The sequence below is a fragment of the Paenarthrobacter nicotinovorans genome, assembly GCF_007670255.1.
GTDB classification, from domain to species: domain Bacteria; phylum Actinomycetota; class Actinomycetes; order Actinomycetales; family Micrococcaceae; genus Arthrobacter; species Arthrobacter nicotinovorans_B.
This window is the reverse complement of the sequence record NZ_SZVS01000001.1, coordinates 261,870-285,762: the sequence shown is the minus strand read 5'-3', so window position 1 is coordinate 285,762 and position 23,893 is coordinate 261,870. Positions and strand designations below refer to the sequence as shown.

The 23,893-nt window shown below is 62.9% G+C and carries 19 protein-coding genes and 1 tRNA gene; 7 read left to right on the top strand and 13 right to left on the bottom strand.

Annotation, left to right across the window (positions count from 1 at the left end; translation table 11 throughout):
• Nucleotides 1–8 precede the first annotated feature (8 nt).
• Nucleotides 9–1,313, bottom strand: a complete 1,305-nt coding sequence (locus tag FDP28_RS01340) for a M20/M25/M40 family metallo-hydrolase (RefSeq protein WP_144658818.1) — start codon at nucleotides 1,311–1,313, stop codon at nucleotides 9–11.
• Between the two features lie 263 nt (nucleotides 1,314–1,576).
• Between FDP28_RS01340 and FDP28_RS01335 the strand changes: the two genes are divergently transcribed.
• Nucleotides 1,577–1,659 (top strand) — tRNA-Leu (locus tag FDP28_RS01335).
• 117 nt (nucleotides 1,660–1,776) lie between these two features.
• Here FDP28_RS01335 and FDP28_RS01330 read toward each other — a convergent pair.
• Genes FDP28_RS01330 through FDP28_RS01320 form a run of 3 tightly spaced genes read right to left on the bottom strand, consistent with a single transcriptional unit; the run spans nucleotide 1,777 to nucleotide 5,399 of the window.
• Nucleotides 1,777–2,700, bottom strand: a complete 924-nt coding sequence (locus FDP28_RS01330; RefSeq protein WP_144658817.1) for a MaoC/PaaZ C-terminal domain-containing protein — start codon at nucleotides 2,698–2,700, stop codon at nucleotides 1,777–1,779.
• Nucleotides 2,697–4,037, bottom strand: coding sequence for a 3-oxoacyl-ACP reductase (locus FDP28_RS01325; RefSeq protein ID WP_144658816.1), 1,341 nt, complete (start codon nucleotides 4,035–4,037; stop codon nucleotides 2,697–2,699). The genes FDP28_RS01330 and FDP28_RS01325 overlap by 4 nt, the downstream gene beginning before the upstream one ends.
• A 9-nt stretch (nucleotides 4,038–4,046) precedes the next feature.
• Nucleotides 4,047–5,399: an acetyl-CoA C-acetyltransferase gene (locus tag FDP28_RS01320; RefSeq protein ID WP_144658815.1), complete on the bottom strand. Its 1,353-nt coding sequence runs from the start codon at nucleotides 5,397–5,399 to the stop codon at nucleotides 4,047–4,049.
• Here FDP28_RS01320 and FDP28_RS01315 point away from each other — a divergent pair.
• Both FDP28_RS01315 and FDP28_RS01310 read left to right on the top strand, forming a co-directional pair.
• The gene (locus FDP28_RS01315; RefSeq protein ID WP_186313466.1) at nucleotides 5,398–6,162 is read left to right on the top strand and encodes a TetR/AcrR family transcriptional regulator; all 765 of its coding nucleotides are present in this window, start codon (nucleotides 5,398–5,400) and stop codon (nucleotides 6,160–6,162) included. The two genes, FDP28_RS01320 and FDP28_RS01315, sit on opposite strands and share 2 nt — an antisense overlap.
• Nucleotides 6,163–6,209: 47 nt before the next feature.
• A complete protein-coding gene (locus FDP28_RS01310; RefSeq protein WP_144659096.1) occupies nucleotides 6,210–8,309 on the top strand; it encodes an acyl-CoA dehydrogenase family protein in 2,100 nt (699 codons plus the stop codon).
• 126 nt (nucleotides 8,310–8,435) lie between these two features.
• Here FDP28_RS01310 and glgA read toward each other — a convergent pair whose 3' ends face one another.
• Entirely contained in the window at nucleotides 8,436–9,632 is a 1,197-nt protein-coding gene (glgA, locus tag FDP28_RS01305) for a glycogen synthase (RefSeq protein ID WP_144658814.1), read from the bottom strand.
• A gap of 93 nt (nucleotides 9,633–9,725) precedes the next feature.
• On the opposite strand from glgA, the gene glgC reads away from it, so the two are divergent.
• Nucleotides 9,726–11,138: a glucose-1-phosphate adenylyltransferase gene (glgC, locus tag FDP28_RS01300; RefSeq protein ID WP_186313464.1), complete on the top strand. Its 1,413-nt coding sequence runs from the start codon at nucleotides 9,726–9,728 to the stop codon at nucleotides 11,136–11,138.
• Between the two features lie 68 nt (nucleotides 11,139–11,206).
• Nucleotides 11,207–12,658 carry an SDR family NAD(P)-dependent oxidoreductase gene (locus FDP28_RS01295; protein WP_144658812.1) on the top strand — a complete coding sequence of 484 codons (1,452 nt, stop codon included), beginning with the start codon at nucleotides 11,207–11,209 and terminating at the stop codon, nucleotides 12,656–12,658.
• A 73-nt stretch (nucleotides 12,659–12,731) separates the two neighbouring features.
• Here FDP28_RS01295 and FDP28_RS01290 read toward each other — a convergent pair whose 3' ends face one another.
• Genes FDP28_RS01290 through FDP28_RS01280 form a run of 3 tightly spaced genes read right to left on the bottom strand, consistent with a single transcriptional unit; the run spans nucleotide 12,732 to nucleotide 16,121 of the window.
• Nucleotides 12,732–13,583 carry a transglutaminase family protein gene (locus FDP28_RS01290; protein WP_144658811.1) on the bottom strand — a complete coding sequence of 284 codons (852 nt, stop codon included), beginning with the start codon at nucleotides 13,581–13,583 and terminating at the stop codon, nucleotides 12,732–12,734.
• Nucleotides 13,580–14,506, bottom strand: a complete 927-nt coding sequence (locus tag FDP28_RS01285) for an alpha-E domain-containing protein (protein ID WP_144658810.1) — start codon at nucleotides 14,504–14,506, stop codon at nucleotides 13,580–13,582. Before FDP28_RS01285 ends, FDP28_RS01290 begins: the two co-directional genes overlap by 4 nt.
• A gap of 58 nt (nucleotides 14,507–14,564) precedes the next feature.
• Nucleotides 14,565–16,121 carry a circularly permuted type 2 ATP-grasp protein gene (locus tag FDP28_RS01280; RefSeq protein ID WP_144658809.1) on the bottom strand — a complete coding sequence of 519 codons (1,557 nt, stop codon included), beginning with the start codon at nucleotides 16,119–16,121 and terminating at the stop codon, nucleotides 14,565–14,567.
• 111 nt (nucleotides 16,122–16,232) lie between these two features.
• Here FDP28_RS01280 and FDP28_RS01275 point away from each other — a divergent pair, with 111 nt between their 5' ends.
• Together FDP28_RS01275 and pepN are read left to right on the top strand one after the other, a co-directional pair.
• Nucleotides 16,233–17,279, top strand: coding sequence for a YeiH family protein (locus FDP28_RS01275; protein ID WP_144658808.1), 1,047 nt, complete (start codon nucleotides 16,233–16,235; stop codon nucleotides 17,277–17,279).
• 4 nt (nucleotides 17,280–17,283) lie between these two features.
• Nucleotides 17,284–19,890, top strand: coding sequence for an aminopeptidase N (gene pepN / locus FDP28_RS01270; protein WP_144658807.1), 2,607 nt, complete (start codon nucleotides 17,284–17,286; stop codon nucleotides 19,888–19,890).
• Here pepN and FDP28_RS01265 read toward each other — a convergent pair.
• From FDP28_RS01265 to FDP28_RS01245, 5 genes are all read right to left on the bottom strand, one after another.
• The gene (locus FDP28_RS01265; protein WP_186313463.1) at nucleotides 19,887–20,987 is read right to left on the bottom strand and encodes a lipoate--protein ligase family protein; all 1,101 of its coding nucleotides are present in this window, start codon (nucleotides 20,985–20,987) and stop codon (nucleotides 19,887–19,889) included. The two genes, pepN and FDP28_RS01265, sit on opposite strands and share 4 nt — an antisense overlap.
• 86 nt (nucleotides 20,988–21,073) lie before the next feature.
• A complete protein-coding gene (locus tag FDP28_RS01260) occupies nucleotides 21,074–21,331 on the bottom strand; it encodes a type B 50S ribosomal protein L31 (protein ID WP_066275740.1) in 258 nt (85 codons plus the stop codon).
• Between the two features lie 141 nt (nucleotides 21,332–21,472).
• Nucleotides 21,473–22,282, bottom strand: coding sequence for a TrmH family RNA methyltransferase (locus FDP28_RS01255; protein ID WP_144658805.1), 810 nt, complete (start codon nucleotides 22,280–22,282; stop codon nucleotides 21,473–21,475).
• Nucleotides 22,283–22,289: 7 nt separating this feature from the next.
• Complete coding sequence (locus FDP28_RS01250) at nucleotides 22,290–23,075, bottom strand: sulfite exporter TauE/SafE family protein (RefSeq protein ID WP_144658804.1); 786 nt, start codon at nucleotides 23,073–23,075, stop codon at nucleotides 22,290–22,292.
• 17 nt (nucleotides 23,076–23,092) lie between these two features.
• The gene (locus FDP28_RS01245) at nucleotides 23,093–23,878 is read right to left on the bottom strand and encodes an ABC transporter ATP-binding protein (protein ID WP_144658803.1); all 786 of its coding nucleotides are present in this window, start codon (nucleotides 23,876–23,878) and stop codon (nucleotides 23,093–23,095) included.
• Nucleotides 23,879–23,893 lie beyond the last annotated feature (15 nt).

Here is a 23,893-nt window from a genome sequence, read left to right as displayed (position 1 = left end):
GCTTGCCGCTAGTAGTTGGTCAGCAGCGTGTTCAGGACACGGGCGCCGAACTGCAGGGATTCCGCGGGCACACGCTCGTCGACGCCGTGGAACATTCCGGTGAAATCGAGTTCCTCGGGCAGCATGAGCGGCGCGAAGCCGTACCCCGTAATGCCGATCTTGCTCAGGGACTTGTTGTCCGTGCCGCCCGAGAGCGTGTAGGGAAGGACCTTGGCTCCGGGGTCCTCGGAATGGAGGGCATCAATCATGGAGTCCACCAGGTTTCCGGCAAACGGGACTTCCAAGGAAACATCCTTGTTCACGTAGCTGATGTCAATGCCTTCGCCGGCCAGCTCCTTGATGGTCTCGAAGACCAGCTCCTGCTGTCCGGGCAGGGTCCGGCAGTCCACGAAAGCCTCGGCGGATTCCGGGATGACGTTGTGCTTGTAGCCAGAGCGCAGCAACGTGGGGTTGGACGTGTTCTGCAAGGTGGCACCAACGAATCGGGCCACCGTCCCCAGCTCCTTGAGGAGGATGTCCGGGTTGTCGGCATCGAATTCGACGCCGGTCAGTTCAGTGACGCCGTCCAGGAACTGCCGGGTGGTGGGCGTCAGCTCAACAGGCCACTTGTATTCGCCGATCCGGGTCACTGCCGCCGCCAGCCGGGTGACAGCGTTGTCGGTGTTGATCTGGGAGCCATGGCCTGCCCGGCCGTGCGCCACCAACCGCAACCAGGACAGGCCCTTTTCGGCCGTCTGGAGCAGGTAGGTCCGTTGGCCACCGATGGTGGCGGAGAAACCGCCCACTTCGGAGATGGCTTCGGTAGCGCCGTCGAAGAGTTCGCGGCGGTGTTCCACGGCATACCGGGCGCCGTACGTGCCGCCGGCCTCTTCGTCGGCGAAGAACGCAAAAATGATGTCGCGCTTTGGTTTGCGTCCCGTCCTGGCGAAGTCGCGCATGACGGAGAGGATCATCGCGTCCATGTCCTTCATGTCAACCGCACCGCGGCCCCACACGAGCCCGTCCTTCAGTTCGCCGCTGAAAGGGTCAACGCTCCACTGGTCCTTCAGGGCCGGTACGACGTCCAGGTGTCCGTGCACCACCAACGCATCAGCGCTGGGATCTTCTCCTGCCAGGCGGGTCACGACATTGGCCCGGCCCGGGGCGGACTCGAAGATCTCTGCCTCAAGGCCGACCTCGGTGATCAGGCCGGCCGTGTACTCTGCGGCTGCACGTTCGCCGGGCCCGGTGTCGTCTCCAAAGTTTGAGGAATCTATCCGGATGAGCTCCTGGCAGATCCTGACAACTTCGTCTTCGGGGCGGATGGCAGACATGGAAACTCTCCTTGCGTGGCTGGGCTGCAGGTTCCGGTGACGTGCCCGGCCTTGCCCGCAACCCGTCCCGTGTACCTTCAGCCTACTCATCAGTTGGGCCCCGGGCAGGGAATCAACGGCCCCTACGTCTTCCGGGGACACGTCGACGCCCGATGGTGGTCCTCGATTTTTCAGGCACCTGAAACCGTGTTAGAGTTTTTCTCGCTGCTTCGGCGGAATGTGAAGTGCTGGAAGGCACTCGGATCTCCGGTCGAACACCACCTGCGCGGGTGGCGGAATGGCAGACGCGCTAGCTTGAGGTGCTAGTCCTCGAAAGGGGGTGGGGGTTCAAGTCCCCCTCCGCGCACAAGACCAAGGCCTGGAATCGAAGGATTCCAGGCCTTGTTTGTTTATATATGTTTGTCTCAAACAAGCGACGCCCACCATTGGTGGGCGTCGCTTGTTGGATATCCCGGGGCGTGCGTTACGTCAGTGCTGACACCGCGCCGAAGAAATGGCGTCTCCCACTGCGCGGGTTCCATGCCACGTAGTCGGAGCGTTCCCATGTACCTGCGGCAGATTGCACGGTGGCGATGTCCAGGGCAACTTTCGCCGGGAGGAACACGGGTGCTTCGAAAGCCACATCCCAGGTGAAGGCCTCCGACTTGACCGCTCCAACGTCGGCAAGGGCCCGGGACGCCAGGTACATGCCGTGGGCAATGGAGCCGCGCAGCCCCAGTGCCTTGGCTGAGAGCACGCTCAGGTGGATGGGATTGAAATCACCCGAGACAGCCGCGTAGGAGCGCCCGGTCTCCAGGCCGAGCTGCCACAGGGCAGTGGGATCCGGTGCCGAAAAATCACCCGGCGTGGATGCTGAATGCACGCCCGACTTATCGATCCCCGGGAGGAACACACCTTTCGCGAGGTAGGTTGATACCCCGCGCCAGAGCAGCTCGCCGCCCCCATGTAAACGGACTTCCGCCACCACGTCCAGTTGGGTCCCCGCACGATGACCGGTCATGTTCTCTGCCCACGACCTGATGTCCAGGAATTCGCTGAAGTGGATGGCAGCGCGTTGCTCCACATGGTTCCTGAGGTGGATCATGCCCAGGAGCGGCAAGGGGAAGTCGTCCCGGTTCATCACGCTCATGGCCACAGGGAAGGCCAGCGCATGGACGTAGCCGGCAGGCAGGGTATCGCTGGCCGTCTCCCCCACCAAGTGCTGGTAGGCGGTGAGGTTTTCGACGTCGGCCCTGACGCCATGTACTTCGTGACTGACCGCAGGCAGGCGGGTGCCGTCCGTGGAGGCGCCAAGGACGCGGCGACGCGCCGCCGTCGTTGCTGCGTTGACGTAGAGCCGTGACAGCGAGGGAAGCTCCCCGAGAACTACTGGTTGTGGACTGTTCATGCTCCCACCAGCTGTTGCCCACACACCCTGAGCACTTCCCCGGAGATGCCACCGGCGGCATCACTGGCGAGGAAGGCGATGGCTTCGGCCACGTCCTGCGGTTGGCCGCCCTGCTTCAAGGAATTCAGCCTCCGGGCAGCTTCCCTGATGGCAAACGGCATCTTCGCTGTCATCTCTGTTTCTATGAAGCCCGGGGCGACTGCGTTGATGGTTCCGCCGTACGGTTCCAGCAAAGCCGCAGTGGACCTGACCATTCCGATCACCCCACCCTTGGAGGCTCCGTAATTGGTTTGGCCCCTGTTGCCGGCAATGCCGCTGGTGGACGCCACGGACACGATGCGCGGAGACGTCCTGAAGTGCTCTGATGCCAGGAGTGCCTCGTTGATCCGCAGTTGGGCGGCAATGTTGACCGCGATGACCGACTGCCATCTGCCCTCGTCCATGTTGGCAAGGAGCCTGTCCCTGGTAATCCCGGCGTTGTGGACCACGATGTCGAGGCGGCCGTGGCGTTCGACGGCGTGTTCGATGATCCGGTGCCCGGCGTCTGCGCGGCTGATGTCCAGCTGCAGCGTGGTGCCCATGACCTCGTTGGCCACGGCTGCCAGGTGCTCCCCGGCGGCCGGAATGTCGACCAGGACCACTGTTGCGCCGTCGCGGTGCAGGGTGCGCGCAATGGCCGCCCCGATCCCCCGGGCGGCCCCGGTAACGACCGCGACCTTGCCTGCCAAGGGTTTATCGGAGTCCGTAGGCAGTACTCCCGACGCCGAGGAGACGGTCAGGAACTGTCCGTCCACGTAGGCCGAGCGGCCCGAAAGGAAGAAGCGCAAGGCGCCAAGCGCCGAAGGGCTCGTGGTGGCGAGGTCGTCGGCAAGGAGTATTCCGTTGGCCGTCGCTCCCGCCCGCAGTTCCTTGGCCAAAGAACGCAGGAGTCCATCGATGCCTTGGCGGGCAGCCGCCGACGCAGGCGTGGGTGCGGACTGCGGCGTCCGGGACATGGTGACCACCCGGGCATTGGGGGCAAGGTCACGAAGGGAGGCTGCCGCCGCAAGGACGGTCTTGGCGAGGTCCTCCGGATGCTGCACGGCGTCCAGTACGAGAATGATCGCGCCCAGCTTTTCCTTCGGGAGTGCGTTCCTTCGAACATCCAGCCCCCAACCCAGAAGGGTGGTGGCGACGTCGTCGCTTCCAGCGCTGTCACCGCTGACCAGCACAGGCCCTGTCACCAGCGGCGCGCCCGGTTCATAGCGGCGCAGCTCCACCGGCTGAGGCAAACCCAGCTTTTTTGCGACGTTCCTGCCAATGCCCTGGCTAACGAGTTGCGTGTACTTGTCGGTCATCGACTCCCCCTACGCGGCTTCCAGAAGCGCAACAACACCCTGGCCACCTGCGGCGCAAACCGAAATCAGGCCGCGCGCCGGGCGCCCGTCAACGGTTCCCTTTTCATGGAGCATCTTTGCAAGGGAAGCAACGATGCGCCCACCCGTCGCCGCAAATGGGTGTCCCGCAGCCAGCGATGAGCCGTTGACGTTCAGCTTGGCCCGGTCGACTTTGCCGAGCGCGCCGTCAAGTCCAAGGCGGTTACGACCGAATTCCTCATCCTCCCAGGCGGCCAGGGTGCTCAGGACAGTCCCGGCAAAGGCCTCGTGGATTTCGAAGAAGTCTATGTCTTCGAAGGTCAGGCCGTGGCGCGCCAGGAGCCGGGGAACAGCGAAGACGGGAGCCATCAGCAGGCCGTCCTTGCCGTGGACAAAATCGACCGCCGCGGCTTCGCCGTCCAAAACAGTGGCGAGTTTGGGCAGTTTGTGCTCGTCTGCCCAAACTTCGGTTGCCAGCAGAACGGTCGAAGCACCATCGGTCAGGGGCGTGGAGTTGCCTGCGGTCATTGTGGCCTCAGACCCAAGGTTCTTGCCAAAGACAGGTTTCAGCGTTGCGAGCTTGTCCAAAGTTGTGTCGGGGCGAAGGTTGGAGTCGCGGCTGAGCCCCCGATACGGGGTGAGGAGGTCATCGAAGAACCCACGCTCATACGCGGCGGCAAGGTTGCGGTGGCTGTTGAACGCAAGCTCGTCCTGGGCTTCGCGACTGATGTTCCATTGTGCGGTGGTGAGGGCCTGGTGTTCACCCATCGACAGGCCAGTCCGGGGCTCGCCGGTGTTGGGAGCATCGGGAGCCAGGTCCTTTGGCCGGATGCGACCGATGATCTTCAGCTTCTGTACCGGAGTCTTTGCCCGGTTGAGATCGAGCAGGATCTCCCTGAGTCCCTCGCTGACGGCGATGGGCGCATCTGATGCCGAATCCACGCCACCGGCAATAGCGGACTCAATCTGGCCCAGCTTGATCTTGTTCGACAAGCCGATCACGGTCTCCAAGCCGGTTGCGCAGGCTTGCTGGAGATCGTAGGCCGGTGTCTCGGGTGACAGGGCAGAACCCAGAACTGCTTCGCGGGTGAGGTTGAAATCCCTCGAATGCTTGAGGACCGCTCCAGCGGCCACTTCGCCGATGCGTTCGTCCTGGAGCCCGAACCTGGCGATCAGCCCCTCCAGTGCTGCCGTGAGCATGTCCTGGTTGGAGGACTTCACGTAGGCTCCGCCGGTCCGGGCGAAGGGTATGCGGTTGCCGCCCACAATGAAGGCGCGCCGCGTTTTCGAAGATGTGGTGGTGCGCTCCGGGTTCACTCCGGTGGTCGCGTCTCCTGCAGCCATGCTTGTCTCCTTCGATCAATGCCAGTTACTGATACCCAGCGTACCTGATACGCTGGGTATCGTGAACAGCCGCCATCAGGAATTCCCCATCGCCGCAGAGGCTCCCCAGGGCGAGGCCTCCGAAGCCGTTGACGGTCGGGCCTCCCGCTGGCAGTCCCATCGTGAGGAACGGCGCCGCGAGCTGATCAAGGCTGCACGCAAAGCAGTCCACAGGCTTGGAAGTGACGCCTCCATGGAGGACATCGCGGGCGCTGCCGGGACATCCAAGTCGGTCTTCTATCGCTATTTCGGCGATAAGGCCGGCCTTCAACAGGCCATGGGCGAAGTTGTCCTGGGGCAAATGCAGCGCCGGATGAAGGAAGCGGCACAACTGGCGCAGACACCCCGCGAAGGGCTTTATGCGATGGTGTCGGCCTACCTGCAAATGGCCGAGTCGAGTCCCAACGTCTACGCCTTCATTACAAGGCTCACTCCGGGCGAGGCTTCCGCCCAGGATGCGATCGCAGCATCCGGGGCATTGGGCAACTTCTTTGAGCAGATCACCGAGATGATCGCCACGCCCATGCGTGAACATCTCGGCGGCGAAAAAGAAGCGGTGATCGTCTACTGGCCGACCGCAGCCATCGGCTTGGTAAGAAACGCGGGCGAGATGTGGCTGGGAAGCCCCGCGGGCGCCGGGAAGCCGGACCAGGCAGCGATGGCCGCACAAATCACGGACTGGTTGTGCCTGGGCATCGCCCCGGAACTGAAGGCCACCACCTGACACCAGCGCATGACTCATCAGTTATCGGAACCAAAGAAGGAATCAATATGACTGAAGTAGTGGATCGGGCCTCATCGGCCAACAAGCCGGCAGGCCGCGAGGACGCCGCCACTGCCCCCGAACCGAAAGTCGATGTCGCTGCTTTGGGTGAGCAGCTCCTCGGAAAATGGGCAGATATCAGGCACCAGGCCCGAGAGGTGGCCGGCAACCCCGCCGTTCAGAAGGTTGAGGGACTCCAGCATACAGAGCACCGTGCCCGCGTGTTCGAACAGCTGAAGTTCCTGGTGGACAACAACGCGGTCCACCGTGCCTTCCCGAAGCGTCTGGGTGGATCGGATGACCACGGCGGAAATATTGCCGGCTTCGAGGAACTGGTCACGGCAGACCCTTCCCTCCAGATCAAGGCAGGCGTCCAGTGGGGACTGTTCGGCTCCGCCGTCATGCACCTCGGGACTGCTGAACACCACGACAAGTGGCTTCCCGGCATCATGAGCCTGGACATTCCCGGCTGCTTCGCCATGACGGAGACCGGCCATGGTTCCGATGTCGCAAGCATCGCCACCACAGCCACCTACGATCCCGGTAGTCAGGAATTCATCATCAACACTCCTTTCCGCGCCGCGTGGAAGGACTACATCGGCAATGCGGCCAATGATGGCTTGGCTGCAGTGGTGTTCGCCCAGTTGATCACGCAAAACGTCAACCACGGCGTCCACGCCTTCTATGTGGAACTGCGTGATCCGGCTACCAAGGAGTTCCTGCCGGGTATCGGTGGCGAAGACGACGGCATCAAGGGCGGATTGAACGGAATCGACAACGGGCGCCTTCATTTCACCGATGTCCGGATCTCCCGCACCAACCTCTTGAACCGGTACGGGGACGTCGCTGCCGACGGTACCTATACCTCCACCATCGCGAGCCCGGGACGCCGCTTCTTCACCATGCTGGGCACCTTGGTCCAAGGGCGCGTGTCCTTGGATGGCGCTGCCGTAGCCGCAAGCAAAGTAGCCCTCAAGACGGCCATCCAATACGCCACCGAGCGCCGGCAGTTCAATGCTTCTTCCGCCACGGATGAAGAGGTGCTCTTGGACTACCAGCGGCACCAACGCCGGCTTTTCACGCGTCTGGCCACCACCTACGCAGCCAGCTTCGCCCACGAACAACTGCTGCAGAAGTTCGATGACGTTTTCTCCGGCGCCCACGATACCGACGCCGACCGCCAAGACCTGGAAACGCTGGCGGCTGCCCTCAAGCCCCTGAGCACCTGGCACGCCCTGGATACCTTGCAGGAGTGCCGGGAAGCGTGCGGCGGCGCTGGCTTCCTGATTGAGAACCGCTTCGCTTCGCTCCGCGCGGACCTCGATGTCTACGTGACGTTCGAAGGCGACAACACGGTTCTGCTGCAATTGGTGGCCAAGCGGCTCCTGGCCGATTACGCCAAGGAATTCCGCAGCGCCGATTTTGGCGTGCTGGCCCGCTACGTGGTGGACCAAGCCGCAGGTGTGGCCTTGCACCGGACGGGTTTGCGCCAGGTTGCGCAGTTCGTGGCGGACAACGGTTCGGTACAGAAGGCTGCCTTGGCTTTGCGGGACGAGGAAGGCCAGCGGACCCTGCTGGCGGACCGTGTCCAGTCGATGGTTGCCGAGGTCGGAGCGGCGTTGAAGGGCGCCAACAAGCTCCCCCAACACCAGGCTGCAGCACTTTTCAACCAGCACCAGCACGAACTGATCGAAGCTGCCCAGGCGCACGCGGAGCTGCTCCAGTGGGAGGCCTTCACCGAAGCCCTGGCCCAGGCCCCCGACGACGGAACCAAGCGCGTGCTGACCTGGTTGCGCGACCTCTTTGGACTGTCCCTCATTGAGAAGCACCTGTCCTGGTACCTCATGAATGGCCGGCTTTCCATGCAGCGTGGCCGCACCGTGGGGACCTACATCAACCGCCTGTTGGTCAAGATCCGTCCGCATGCAGTGGCTCTGGTCGACGCGTTCGGGTACGGCCCTGAGCACCTCCGGGCACGGATCGCCACCGGAGCCGAAGCGGAGCGCCAGGACGAGGCACGCCAATACTTCCGCGAGCAGCGCGCCAGCGGCAGTGCCCCCGCCGACGAGAAAGCCCTGCTGGCACTGAAAGCGGCGAAGTCCCGCTAGCAGTGTTGCCGTACTGTTCGGTGAACAGTCAGGGAATTCTCCGAATTCCGAGGAGTTAAAGCGCGACGGCGCCGTCCCCACCAAAGGGGGCGGCGCCGTCGTACTTTTTTTGTCACCGTGCTTTTGTCACGGCAGCACTGAGCGGTACACCTCGAGCGTTGTTTCCGTGATGGATTCCCAGGAGAAGTGCTCCTCTGCCCGGCGGCGCCCGGCGATGCCCATTTCCCGGGCCCGGGCGGGGTCCGAAACGACCTCGTTCAAGGCAGCGGCAAAATCACTGACGAATTTCTCCGGATCCAGCGGAGTGCCGGTGCCATCGGTGACCTGCTCCAAGGGGACCAGCAGGCCGGTTTCACCGTGTTGGACCACTTCGGGAATGCCGCCGGTGGCGCTGGCGACGACGGCCGCTCCGCAGGCCATGGCCTCGAGGTTGACGATGCCCAGGGGTTCATAAATGGAGGGGCAAGCGAAAGCGGTGGCGTGGCTCAGGACCTGGATGAGCTCGCGGCGCGGAAGCATCCTCTCGATCAGGACCACGCCCTCACGTTTGCTCTGCAGCTCTTCAATGAGACGTGCCGTCTCCGCAGCCAGTTCAGGGGTGTCGGCCGCGCCAAGGCACAGTACCAGCTGGACATCCGCCGGAAGGCTCGAAGCCGCGCGAAGCAGGTACGGAACCCCCTTCTGGCGGGTGTTGCGGCCGACGAATACCACGCTGGGTTTGGTGGGATCGATGCCCAGCCCCTTGATGGCGTCGTCTTCCTCATCGCGCTCCCACAGTGAGACATCGATGCCGTTATGGACCACCTTGACCTTGTCCGGATCAACGTTGGGGTAGCTCCGGAGAATGTCCTGGCGCATGCCGTCGGAGACGGCGATGATGGCTGCGGCCGCTTCGTAGGCCGTTTTCTCCACCCAGGAGGACAAAGCGTAGCCGCCGCCCAGCTGCTCGGCTTTCCACGGCCTCAGCGGCTCCAGGCTGTGAGCGCTGAGCACGTGGGGAATACCGTGAAGCAGTGAAGCGAGGTGTCCGGCCATGTTGGCGTACCAGGTGTGCGAGTGGACCAGGTCCGCTCCCGCAATGTCCGGAACGATCCTGAGATCGACGCCGAGCGTCTGTACCGCGGCGTTGGCGTCGCCGAGGTCTTCCGGGGTGGCATACGAGGACACGGTTGCCCCGTGATAGTCCGCGTCGCGGGGCGCACCGAAGGCCCTGACGCGGAGGTCGACGTGCTTCGCCAGCACCCGGCTGAGCTCGGCAACGTGGACACCGGCACCGCCATAAATTTCCGGAGGGAATTCTTTAGTCACAATGTCTATTCGCACGCTAACCAACGTAGTCGTTCCGGCGTATGTGTTCTAGTGTGAAAGGGTCCGGAAAATCGGACTTTTGGGGGATACGAAGACGTACGGGGAGCAGTGACCATGGCGTTGAAGAAAGTTTTGGCAATCGTATTGGCCGGTGGCGAAGGCAACCGACTCATGCCGCTCACGGCGGACCGGGCCAAGCCGGCCGTTCCGTTTGCTGGCGGCTACCGGTTAATCGACTTTGCCTTGTCCAATCTTGTTAATTCGGGATATTTGAAAATCGTTGTACTGACGCAGTACAAATCGCACAGCCTTGACCGGCACATCTCCGAAACGTGGCGCATGTCCACGCAACTGGGCCGGTACGTTGCCTCAGTCCCGGCACAGCAGCGTGTCGGCAAGAGCTGGTTCCTCGGTAGCGCCAATGCCATCTACCAATCGTTGAACCTGATCCATGATGACGCCCCGGACATCGTGGTAGTGGTCGGCGCGGACCACGTCTACCGCATGGACTTCTCCCAGATGGTGGAACAGCACATCGCAAGCGGAGCCAAGGCCACCGTGGCGGCGGTTCGCCAGCCGCTGAACATGGCCAACCAGTTCGGCGTCATCGAAGTGGACCAGAACGATCCCCAGAAGATCGCAGCGTTCGTGGAGAAACCTGCCAGCACCCCCGGACTCGCAGCGGATCCCACCCAGTTCCTGGCTTCCATGGGCAATTACGTCTTCAATGCCGACGCCCTGGTCGAAGCGCTGCATGTGGATGCTGAACGCCTGGATACCAAGCACGATATGGGCGGCGACATCATTCCCTACTTCGTGGATCAAGGCGAGGCCGGTGTGTATGACTTCACCCTGAACGACATCCCCGGTGCCACCGATCGTGACCGCACCTACTGGCGCGACGTAGGTACCATCGATTCGTTCTACGACGCCCACATGGACCTCATCTCCCCCGTGCCGGTGTTCAACCTGTACAACTCCGAGTGGCCCATCTACACCCGGCAGAGCATCTCCCCGCCTGCCAAGTTCGTCCGCGGCGGCAACAACACGGTTGGCACGGCCCTGGATTCCATCGTTGCCAGCGGTGTTGTGATTTCCGGTGGCATCGTAGAGGGCTCTGTCCTGTCGAATGACGCCTATGTTGCAGCCGGCAGCCGCGTCCAGGATTCCGTTCTGATGGACAAGGTCTATGTCGGTGAAGGGGCCGTGATCAAGCGGGCGATTCTGGATAAGAACGTCAAGGTTCCCGCGGGTGCTGCCATCGGTCTGGACCCGGCTTTGGACAAAGCGCGTGGCTACAAAGTCACAGAGTCCGGGATCACGGTTCTTGCCAAGGGCCAGGAGGTTCCGGAACCCGGCGAGGCCGAGCTCGAGCTGTCCGCCAAGCATCGGGCCGCGTTGCCGGAGGCCGTCAAGGCGGCCACCCACCATGATCCCGATATCCGCGACTCTGCGGAAAAGGTGGCCGCAGGGATACAGTCCCGCGTGGGCGGTCCTGCCTCGCAAGGTGCCGCGCACTAGGCCGCACGCCTTCAACTGAACAGAACCAGAGGCAGGCCGCGCTCTCCCAAGGCTGTAAAATCAGGTCAATGAGCTCCACCGATCTGACGCCTGAAGAGATCCAGGCCTGCCTCAAGGTTCTGACCACGATCCACGTCTATGACGAAGAGCACCCGGACTACATTGCAGTCCGGCGTGCCACCGGCAAGATGTTCAAAGCCGTCAAACGCCACCGCCGGGTCACCAAGCGCGATTCCATTGCTGAGGCCGACCGTGCCGTTATCGCCTTGACGGCCACCGCGGCCCCGGACAGGATCGACGACGAGACCCGCGGCAACAAGCTCGCTCCCTCCGCAACGGGTGAGATTGCCGGACACCTGATCCGGTCTCGGCCTTGCTACATCTGCAAGCAGCACTACACCCAGGTGGATGCTTTCTATCACCAGCTGTGCCCTGAATGCGCAGCCTTCAGCCACAGCAAGCGCGATGCCCGCACGGATCTCACGGGTCGTCGCGCGCTGTTGACCGGTGGTCGCGCGAAGATCGGCATGTACATCGCCCTGCGCCTGCTGCGGGACGGAGCCCACACCACCATCACCACCCGGTTCCCCAAAGACGCCGCCCGCCGCTTTGCCGCCATGGAGGACAGCGGTGAGTGGCTGCACCGCCTCAGGATCGTTGGCATCGATCTTCGTGATCCGGCGCAGGTCATGGCATTGACCGACTCCCTGAACGAGGCCGGCCCGCTGGACATCATCATCAACAATGCCGCCCAAACCGTGCGCCGCTCAGGGAACGCCTACAAACCCTTGGTCGATGCCGAGGATGAGCCGCTTCCCGCTGCCCTGGAGGCCGCCAACGGTGGTCCGGAGCTTGTGACCTTCGGACATGCTAACGACAAGCACCCGTTGGCCTTGGCCAGCAGCGTGACAGAACACCCGGTCCTTGCCGGCGATGCCATCACCTCCCTGGCATTGTCCACCGGTTCGGCCTCCTTGGAGCGGATTGAGTCAGGTACCGCCATCGACGCCGGCGGCCTTGTCCCCGACCTCGCCACCATCAACAGCTGGACACAGGTTGTTGACGAGGTGGACCCCCTGGAGATGCTCGAGGTACAGCTCTGCAACGTCACTGCGCCGTTCCTGCTGGTCAGCCGCCTGCGTGGTGCCATGAAGCGGTCCACGGCGCACCGGAAATACATCGTCAATGTCTCGGCCATGGAGGGGCAGTTCTCCCGCGCCTACAAGGGACCGGGGCACCCGCACACCAACATGGCCAAGGCTGCCTTGAACATGATGACCCGCACCAGTGCCCAGGAGATGCTGGACTCGGACGGCATCCTCATGACCGCCGTCGATACGGGCTGGATTACTGATGAGCGTCCGCACTATACGAAGGTCCGCCTGATGGAAGAAGGGTTCCACGCTCCCTTGGACCTGGTCGATGGTGCTGCCCGCGTGTACGACCCCATCGTCATGGGCGAAAAGGGCGAAGACCAGTACGGCGTGTTCCTCAAGGACTACAAGCCCTCCCCCTGGTAAATCCCCTCGGAGTTTGTGTGCAGATAAGGCCCTTAAGAGCGCTTCTTAAGGGCCTTATCTGTACGAAAACTCTTTACGCGAGGCGGGTGATCTCCACGGACACGGCGAGTCCTGAGCCACCGCCGCCGGAGAGGATTCCCTTCAACGGAGGCACATCCCTGTAGTCACGGCCCCTGGCTACCGTCACGTGGTAGTCGCCGGCCGGCTTGTGGTTGGTGGGATCCCAGCTGCGCCATTCGCCGTCCCACCATTCCAGCCAGGCATGGGATTGACCGGCAACGGTTTCGCCGATGCCGGCCGAGGACCTGGGGTGGATGTACCCGGAAACGTAGCGGGCGGGGATCCCGCTGCAGCGCAAGGCGCCGATGGCGAGGTGGGCCAGGTCCTGGCACACCCCTTGGCGTTGCGTCCATGCTTGCTCGGCGTTGGTCGTCACGCCGGTGGTGCCCTTCATGTAGGTCATTTCTCCTGCCATCCACGCGAAAACCGCCAAGGCGGCCTCATGCGGATTCTTGCCTTCGACAATGCCGGGAACAATACCAAGGACTTCTTCGCCTGGACCGCTGAGGCGGGACTGCGGAAGCCAATCGCTGAATTCGTCCTGCACCTTGTCGGAGGACATGACATCCCACCCGACGATGTCGTCCTCGACGGCGACCCGCTCCGTGCGGTGCACTTCCACGGTCGCCGTGGCCAGCACCTCAAGGCTCTCGTGGGGCATCTGCATGTCGAAAGCAGTGACACGGGTTCCCCAATAATCCCGGTAGGTGCTGACGGAAGCCTGGTTGGGCGAGACTTTCAGCGAGGACTCCAGCACTACCTGCTGCCCATCAGTGAGCGGGGTCATCCGGGCTTCGTTGTAGGACAACGTCACGCGGCGGTTGTACTTGTAGGCCGTCTTGTGGACGATGCTCAGCCGGGTCATGAAACTTCTCCCACCCAGGCGTGTTCATCAGCCTGATTGAAGTACTTACGGGAAATGGCATCCGATGCCTGTGTTACCGCCTTCTGCACACGTTCCATGTGCTCAGGCAGTTCGGACATGAGGTCATCGGTGCGGTGGAACTCGAGGAACGTCCGGGCCTGTCCAACGATCCGGCGGGCATCGTTGATGAACCCAACGCGCTGGGCCGAGGGATCGAGCTTGGCCAAGCACTCATCGGCGTCGCGCAGGGCGTACACGATGGAGCGCGGGAAGAGACGGTCCAGCAGCAGGAATTCGGCAGCGTGCTGGTCACCGAAAGCTGCACGCCGGGTACGGATGAAGGACTCGTAGGCGCCAGCGCACCGCAGCATGTTCACCCAGGACATTCCAGCGGACTGGACATCACGGGTGGACAGCATCCGGGCGGTCATGTCAGCACGCTCCAACGAGCGTCCCAGGACCATGAACAGCCAGCTCTCATCGTGGCTGACAGTGGTGTCCGCAAGGCCACGCACCATCGCTGTCCGTTCCAGTACCCAGTTGCAGAAGCGGTACGTGCCCACTACGTCCTTGCGGTGCTGGTTCAAGCCGTAGTAGGTGGTGTTCAGGCTTTCCCACAACGACTGGGACACCGTCTCCCTGGCGCGCCTGGCGTTCTCACGGGCGGCCCCGAGGGAGCCGGCAATGGAGGAAGCGCTCTGTTTGTCGTAGGCCAAAGCATGAAGAAGTTCGGGCAGGCCGAAGTCTTCGCTCTGGGGCCGGGCGCCCATGACGGCCAGAAGTTCCCTGGCTACGCTGCGCTGCTCGTCGAGGGGGAGGTGGTTCAGGCGCTCCAGGTGCACGTCCAGAATCCGGGCAGTGCCATCGGCCCGCTCTACGTAACGGCCGATCCAAAAGAGTGACTCAGCAATGCGGCTCAGCATGCGGCTGTGCCTCCTTCGCGTGGTGCATGTGGAAGTTCAAGTGGTGGTTGGAACGGGTTCACTGCTGCTGCTCCGTTTGGCGGTCGCGCCAGTTGCTTTCAACGGGCCACACGGAAACCTGTTCACGCAAGGTGACGGACTGCCGCGGAATGACCTCGGCCGGCATCTGGGGCGAATTCGCCAGGACCCAGGTGTCTTTCGAGCCACCGCCCTGGCTGGAGTTCACAATCAGGGAACCCTCCTTGAGCGCCACCCGGGTGAGGCCGCCCGGGAGGACCCAAACGTCGTCGCCGTCGTTGACCGCAAAGGGCCGCAGGTCAACGTGGCGGGGCCCGAACTTGTCCCCCGAGAGCGTAGGAACCGTGGAGAGCTGCAACACGGGCTGGGCAATCCAACCCCGGGGATCGGCAATGACCCGTTTGCGCAAGGCATCCAGTTCTTCCTTTGAAGCGTCCGGCCCGATGACCAGTCCCTTGCCGCCGGAACCGTCAACAGGTTTGACCACCAGTTCCTCCAGCCGGTCCAGCACGTGCTCCCTGGCTTCCTTTTCCTCAAGCCGGAAGGTGTCCACGTTGGCGATGATGGGCTCTTCGTGAAGGTAGTAGCGGATCAAGTCAGGCACGTAACTGTACACAAGCTTGTCATCGGCAACCCCGTTGCCCACCGCGTTGGCGATGGTCACTCCCCCGGCCCGGGCAGCGTTAACAAGGCCCGGGCAGCCGAGCATCGAATCCGAGCGGAATTGCAGGGGATCCAGGAAGTCGTCGTCGATGCGCTTGTAGATGACATCCACGCGTTGCTCGCCGGCCGTGGTCCGCATGTAGACGCGGTTGCCGCGGCAGATGAGGTCCCGGCCTTCGACGAGTTCAACACCCATGAGGCCGGCCAGGAGCGTGTGCTCGAAGTAAGCGCTGTTGAAGACACCCGGGGTCAGGACCACCACTGTTGGATCATCGACGCCGGCGGGTGCGGTTTTGCGCAGGGCGGACAGAAGCCGCCGGGGGTACTCCTCCACCGGCCTGATGTGCTGCTGCCCGAACGCCTCGGGCAAGCCTTTCGCCATTGCCCTGCGGTTTTCCAGGACGTAGCTGACGCCGGATGGAACGCGGACGTTGTCTTCCAGGACGCGGAACGTCCCGGCGGCGTCGCGGACGACGTCGATGCCGGAGACATGGACCCGGACGCCGCCCGATGGTTCGAATCCGTGCACAGTGCGATGGAAATGCGCGCTCGTGGTCACCAACTGCCGCGGTATCACGCCATCTGCCACCACCGCCATACGCCCGTAGACGTCATTGAGGAACGCCTCGAGCGCTTTGACCCGCTGGGCGACTCCGCGTTCGAGCACGTCCCACTCATCGGCGGGAATGACCCTGGGGACGATGTCCAACGGAAAGGGCCGCTCTTCCCCCGCATAGTCGAAGGTGACCCCACGGTCCAGGAAGGTACGTGCCATCGAGTCGGCACGGGCGGTGACATCGGCGAGGGAAAGCTCGCGTAGGGCACCGGAGACCTGACCGTAGGATTTTCTGGCAACGTGGCCCGGGGCAAACATCTCGTCGTAGGCTCCGCTGCGGGCAGCGGCCTCGGAGTAATCCTGGAATAGGTCAGACATGGGAATCAGACAATCACCTTTTTGAGTCGAGCGCATTACGCACTGATTGTGTCGCGGTTTCCGGATGCTCCCGGTTTCGCCTTCCGTGCCCCCATCCGGCAGGGTTGATGCATGCCCTTCAACAGACTTGCGTCCCAGCTGTCACGGCTGGGGCCAGGGCTGGTCCTGAGCGTCGCCGCGACCGGACTTGCCTTCGCCATCCACACAGTGTTGCCCGCGATCCCGGCCATGACGCTCGCTGTTGCTTTGGGGTTGCTCTCAGCAAATATACCGGGGACTGCAGTGCTGGTTGCGGGGCGCGCCCGGCCGGGCCTGGACTTCGCAGGAAAGCACCTCATGCGCGCGGGCATTGTGTTGTTGGGCCTCAAGGTCAGTGTGTGGGACGTCCTCGGCCTTGGCTGGTTGTCCCTGTTGCTGATCGCCGGCGTCGTCTTGATCAGTTTTGCCGGTACCTATGGCTTGGCGCGGTTGCTGCGCCTGCCCGGCGAAGCTTCCTTGCTGATTGCCACGGGCTTCTCCATCTGCGGCGCTTCGGCCATCGGCGCCATGGCCGCCGTGCGCCGGATCAGGCACCAGGACACGGTGCTGCCGGTGGCCCTTGTGACCCTTTGCGGGACCCTGGCCATTGGCGTGCTGCCGCTGCTGATGCATCCGCTGAACCTTAATCCGGCCCAATTCGGGGCGTGGACGGGTGCTTCCGTTCACGACGTCGGCCAAGTGGTGGCCACGGCGCAAACCGCAGGGACAGCGGCGCTGGCCATCGCCGTCGTCGTCAAGTTGACCCGGGTAGTCCTCCTGGCGCCGATTGTGGCTGCCGCCGGGTTGCACCAGCGCATCCAGCATGTGCGCGAACGCGCCAACGGGTCGTCGGACGCGGACGACGTCGATGCCAGGTTCCCGCCGATCGTGCCGCTTTTCGTGGTCGGTTTCATCGCCATGGTGGCCTTCCGCTCCACCGGGTGGGCGACGCCGGAACTACTTGAAGCTGCTGCCGTCGCCCAGGACATTGTGCTGGCGTCCGCGTTGTTCGGTCTGGGCTCTGCCGTGCGGGTCAGGACCCTGATCCATACTGGTGGGCGGGCCGCGTTGGTGGCGCTGGGGTCCTGGCTGATCATCGCTTCCCTGGGGCTGGGGGCGGCGTGGATCATGATTAGATAGCTGTGTGTCGAATCACAATTTGTCGCGCGAAGAAGCCGCTACCCGCTCAGCCCTGATCACAACCCACAGCTACGACGTCACCCTTGATGTCCGCGACGCGGCAGATCCCGCAGCCGCCGGATATCCGAGCACGAGCACCATCACTTTTTCAGCCCAGCCAGGCTCTGCCACATTCCTTGACTTCATCAATGGCGGCGTGGACTCCGTGGTGTTGAACGGGCGGGCACTGGACACCGGCAAGGTGGTGGACCGGGACAGGATCATCCTGGAAGACCTCGACGCCGAGAACACCGTTACCGTCGCCGGAACTGCCCTCTACAGCCGCTCCGGCGAGGGGATGCACCGTTTCGTGGATCCCGCCGACGGCCAGTGCTACCTGTACACGCAGTACGAACCCGCAGACTGCCGCCGCGTCTTTGCCAACTTCGAACAACCGGACCTCAAAGCCGAATTCACCTTCCACGTCATCGCCCCTGCCGGCTGGGAAGTCGCCTCCAACGGACCGGAGACCGCGCGTACTTCGGTCCCGGGCGCGGAGGCCGTAGCGCGGTGGGACTTTGCCACCACCAAGCGCATGTCCACCTACATCACGACTGTGTTGGCCGGGCCGTACTACAAGGCGACCGACCACTGGGGTGCAACGCTCGACGACGGCACCCGCCTTGAGATTCCGCTGGCACTTTTCTGCCGGGCCTCCTTGGCGGCGTCTTTCGACGCTGACGAACTGTTCCGGCTCACCAAGAGCGGTTTGGCCTTCTTCAACGAACTCTTCGATTACCCCTACCCCTGGGGCAAGTACGATCAGGCATTCGTGCCTGAATACAACCTCGGCGCCATGGAGAACCCCGGACTGGTGACCTTCACCGAGAAGTATGTGTATGCCTCGCGTGCGACTGATGCCCAATACCAGGCGCGGGCCAACACCCTCATGCATGAAATGGCGCATATGTGGTTCGGGGACCTCGTGACCATGGCGTGGTGGGACGACCTGTGGCTCAAGGAATCCTTCGCCGACTTCATGGGAACGCTGGGCGTGGACCGGGCCACCGACTGGGACACCGCCTGGGTGAACTTCGCCAGCAAGCGCAAGGCGTGGGCCTATGTCCAGGACCAACTCCCCACGACACACCCGATCGTGGCAGACATCCCGGACCTGGAAGCGGCAAAGCAGAACTTTGACGGGATCACCTATGCCAAGGGCGCGTCAGTCCTTAAGCAGTTGGTGGCCTACGTTGGTTTCGACGCCTTCATTGCCGGCTCCCGTGAGTATTTCAAGGAGCACGAATTCGGCAATACCTCGCTGCAGGATCTCTTGAAGGCGCTCAGTGCCGCCTCGGGGCGGGACCTCGGTAATTGGGCCCGTCAGTGGTTGCAGACCTCCGGTATCTCCACGATCGCCGTGGACATCGCGGACGACGACGGAGTGATGGGCGCAGTGCTGCTGCGGCAGGATGCCATCGACCCCATTACCGGCCATCAGGAACTCCGGCCACATCGCCTCCGCCTTGGCCTGTACGACGCCGACCAGACCGGAGCCCTTGTCCGGACGGAAAGCGTAGAAGTGGACATCTCCGGACCCAGCACCCTGGTAGCTGAGCTTGCGGGCAAGAAAAGGCCGGCCCTGTTGCTGGTCAATGACGATGATCTGAGCTACGCCAAAGTGCGGCTCGATCCGGCCTCCGAGCACACCGTCAGAACCTCTCTTGATAAGCTCCAGGATCCCATGGCCCGGGCCCTGTGCTGGACTGCCCTCTGGGACTCGGCCCGGGATGCCGTAACACCTGCGGCACGGTACGTGAACGCCGTCGAACAGTTCGCACCGGCAGAATCGGGCATTGGTGTCCTCCTCAATGTCCTTGGAAACGCCTCGAGCGCCATCGAGCGCTTCGTACCCCCGGCGGTGCGGGCTGCTGCAAGGGAGGATTTCCTAGCCGTCGCAGCCCACCAGCTGCGTGCATCGGTACCTGGCTCGGACCACCAGCTGGCCTGGGCGCGGGCCCTCGCGGACGTGTCCCGTCATGGCGACAGTGAGCTCCAGCTGCTGCGGCAGATCCTGGACGGCTCCACTGTTGTCGAGGGTCTGGTTGTCGATGCTGAACTCCGGTGGAGCCTCTGGCAGGCCTTGGCTGCGCACGGACAGGCGACACAGGCGGAATTGGATCATGAACTCGAAACGGACAGGACGGCTTCCGGAAAGGAAGGGCACGCCCTGGCCTCGGCTGCACGCCCGGACCCCGCAGTGAAGGCGGCCGCCTGGGATGCGGCCGTCAATGGCAGTGGCCTATCCAATGAAATCCTGAGCGCTACGATTGCGGGCTTCTCCATTGCCCCCGCCTACATGACGGCACCGTACGTTGAACCGTACTTCGAGTGCCTGGAAGGTGTATGGGCCGGGCGCAGCATTGAAATTGCCGGCCGGATCGTCAGGGGCCTCTTCCCGGCAGCCCAGGATCTCGCAAAGGGCATGGACCCGGCGGATCATCCGGTGCTGCTCAGGACAGACGAGTGGCTGCGGACCCATGCCGACGCGCCACGTGCTTTGCGGCGGATCATCATCGAGCAGCGGAGCCACCTCTTACGGTCGCTGACGGCCCAGGCTGCCACGGACTAGGGCACGCGGTTCAACCACTCATCGGTGCCGAACTTGGAGTCCACGCGTTTCCTGGCTTCCCCGAGTTCTGCTTCGGTGAGCTTGGATTCCACCGCACCGTAGCGCTCGGTAAATACTGCCTGCATGGCTTCGATGATCGCCGCCCGGGCCATGCCGGTTTGGCGTCGCAGCGGATCCACGCGCTTCTTGGCACTGCGCGTGCCCTTGTCCGACAGCTTCTCCTTGCCGATGCGCAGCACCTCCACCATTTTGTCGGCGTCGATGTCATAGCTCATGGTTACGTGGTGGAGCATGCCCCCGTTGGCAAGCCGCTTCTGGGCGGCTCCGCCGATCTTTCCCTGGTCCGTGGCGATGTCGTTGAGGGGCACGTAGAAGGCCGTGATTCCCAGCTTTTCCAAGGCGGCCATGACCCATGCATCAAGGAAGGCATAGGAGTCTGCGAAGCTGATGCCGTCCACAAGCGTCTGCGGTACATACAGGGAGTACGTGATGCAGTTGCCGGCCTCCATGAACATGGCCCCCCCGCCACTGATCCGTCGGACTACCGTGATGCCGTGGCGGGCGACGCCCGCAGGATCCACTTCATTCTTCACCGACTGGAAACTGCCGATGACCACGGAAGGCTCTTCCCAGTCCCAGAACCGCAGGGTGGGATTGCGAAGTCCCGCACCCACCTCCTCTGTCAGGACTTCGTCCAGTGCGACGTTCACCTGCGTTGGAAGGATTGACGGCGGAATAACGTCCCACTGGTGGTCGGCCCAGCTGGTGGCTTTGGACAGTGCACGTCGAACGGTGATGGCTACTGCTTCCGCGGAGAAGCCGAACAGCGTGGCTCCCTCCGGCAGGCCGGCAGTGACGGCCGCGGCAATTTCGGCTGCCGTGGACGCCTCGGGAAGCCCGGTCAGGGCATTGTTGATGCCCTGGAGCGCTTCATCCGGCTCCAGGAAGAAGTCCCCGCTCAGTGAGACGTCAGTGAACCGTCCCTCACGGACCCCCAGGTCCACCACCACGAGTTTTCCGCCGGGTACCTTGTATTCACCATGAAGGCGGGCGCCGGCGTCGTTATTGTCTTCTGCGGGTCCGGGAAGGGAAGTCATGCTTCCCATCTTGCCGGAAAACGCAAAGGCCCGCATTGCCGGAAAATCCAGCAATGCGGGCCGTTGAAAGCCTTGGGGTGAAGTGGTTACTTCTTGCCGCCGAAGCCCTTGAAGCGGGCGTTGAAGCGCTCGACGCGGCCAGCGGAGTCCATGATGCGCTGCTTGCCCGTGTAGAACGGGTGGGACTCCGAGGAGATTTCGACGTCGATAACCGGGTAGGTGTTTCCGTCTTCCCACTCGATGGTCTTCGAGGAAGACACGGTGGACTTGGTCAGGAACTTCGTACCGGAAGCGAGGTCGTTGAAGACAACAGCTTCGTACTTCGGGTGGATATCAGACTTCATAATGGGACCTTTTGTTCGCGCAACTGGATTTTGCCAGCTGCCAGGTATGAATGGAGGTGGACCGTAATCTGTAATGCGAACATTCCAGCTTCCGGGCCAACAACCAATCATAGCCGAAACGGGCACGGCCTACGAACCGGATCAATCCCGCGGACGAAGTTCCCAGAAGGCGACGGCGGAGGCAGCGGCCACATTGAGCGAATCGACGCCTGCCCTCATGGGGATTTTGACAGCGACGTCGACGGCGGCCAGCGTCTCGGGACTCATCCCGGCACCTTCTGTTCCCAGCACCAGTGCCAGTTTTGGAAGCTGCCTGGCCGCAAGATCGTCCAGGTCCACCGCATCATCGGTCAGTTCCATGGCTGCCACGGTGAAACCCTGGTCCCTCAGCCGCGCCAAGTCACCGGGCCAGCTCTCCAGACGCGCCCACGGTACCTGGAAAACAGTGCCCATGCTGACACGGACACTTCTCCGGTACAAAGGGTCGCCGCAGCGCGGCGAGACCAGGACGGCATCCACCCCCAGGGCAGCGGCTGAACGGAAAATGGCTCCGACATTGGTGTGGTCCACGATGTCTTCAAGGACGGCGACCCGCTGTGCTGAGACCAGGAGTTCCTCCAGCGGCACCGGGGCCGGCCGGTGCATTGCGGCCATGGCACCGCGGTGAAGGTGAAAGCCTGTGATCTCCTCCAGCAATGAGGCCTTGCCAATGAAGACTGGCACGTCCGGGTAGGCCTTGAAGACATCGTCGAGGTCCTCCAGCCACTTCTCGGCCAGAAAGAACGAGCGTGGCTGGTGCCCCGCGGCCAAGGCCCGGCGCAGCACCCTGGAGGACTCTGCGATGTACATGCCTTCCCGGGGTTCGCGAAGCTTTCGCAGGTGCACATCAGTGAGCGTGGTGTAGTCGCTCACCCGCGGATCATCAGCGGATTCGAGGTAGTGGAAGGTCACCGGGAGACTATTTCAGGAGGTTGGCGATCATGAAGCCAAGAGCCACGATGCCGAGCGTGAAGATAACGCCGCGCAGCACCTTGGGTGACAGCTTCCGGCCCACCTTTGAACCGACCAGCCCACCGATGGTGGAGCTGACGGCGATGAGCAGAACAACCCACCAGTTGATTCTGTCGAAGGCGAAGATGAGATAGGACACAGCCGCCACCATGTTCACCGTCAGGGTGAGGATGTTCTTCATGGCGTTGGCATTTTGCATGGTGCCTGAGAGGAACACGCCGAGGATTCCCACCAGGAGGATTCCTTGGGCGGCGACAAAGTATCCGCCGTACACCCCGGCAAGGTAGATCAGGACCACCAAGAGGATGCCATGGCTCTTGTCCTTGATGGCATGCTCGGGGTTCTGTTCCCTGTCGCGGATCCATGCCTGGAGCTTGGGCTGGAACAGCACCATGAGCAGCGCGGCGACCAGCAGGACAGGTGCTACGTAGCCAAAGACTTTTTCCGGGAGGTGGAGCAGCAGCCATGCGCCCGTGATGCCGCCCAACAGCGACGCCGGCATCAGCTTGAGCAGTTGCCTGCCGCGGCCGGCCAGTTCGCGGCGGTAGCCCCAGGCGCCAGCGGCCGTACCGGCAACAAGGCCCATGGCGTTGCTCATGGAAGCAACGACAGGCACGACGCCCAAGGCGATCAATACGGGGAAGGTCACCAAAGTGCCGGAGCCGACTACCGCATTGATGGTGCCGGCCCACAGGCCGGCAAAAAAGACCAGGATGCTGCTAAGAATCTCCATTTTGTACAGGGACCGCCCTAGCGGCGCGCCGTGGCGGTGTAGCGCCCGGCATTTTCGGAAACGTCCAGGGCCAGGCCGAAGGTGTTGCCCAGGTGCTCGTCGGTCAGGACTTCCTTGATGGGCCCGGCAGCAACCACGCTTCCTTCGCGCAACAGCATTGCGTGGGTGAATCCCGGGGGCACCTCTTCAAGGTGGTGGGTCACCAGGACCATGGCCGGCGCGTCGGGGTCGCTGGCGAGTTCGCCCAGTTTGTGGACCAATTCCTCACGTCCTCCCAGGTCCAGGCCTGCGGCCGGCTCATCCAGCAGCAGCAGCTCGGGGTCGGTCATGAGGGCACGTGCGATCTGAACGCGCTTGCGCTCCCCCTCTGAGAGGGTGGCGAAAGTCCTATTGAGGAGGGGGCCCATCCCCCAGTCGTTCAGGAGGCCAAAGGCGCGGCGCTCGTCGTCGCGTTCGTACCCTTCCCGCCAACGGCCGGTGACGCCGTAGGCTGCCGTGACCACTACGTTCAGGACGTTCTCGTGCTCAGGGATCTGCGTGGCCAATGCGGCCGAGGAGAGGCCGATCCGGGGCCGGAGTTCAAAAACGTCGACCCGCCCCAGCGTCTCGTCGAGAATGCCGGCCTTGCCGCTGCTGGGGTGCAGGCGTGCGGCCGCGATCTGGAGAAGGGTTGTCTTGCCCGCGCCGTTCGGGCCCAGGATGACCCATCGTTCTCCTTCGTTGACCTGCCAGTCAACCTTGTCCAGCAGGGTCTTTTTGCCTCGGACAACGCTGACGGAAGCCAAATCCAGAACATCACTCATAGCAGTAGACACTAG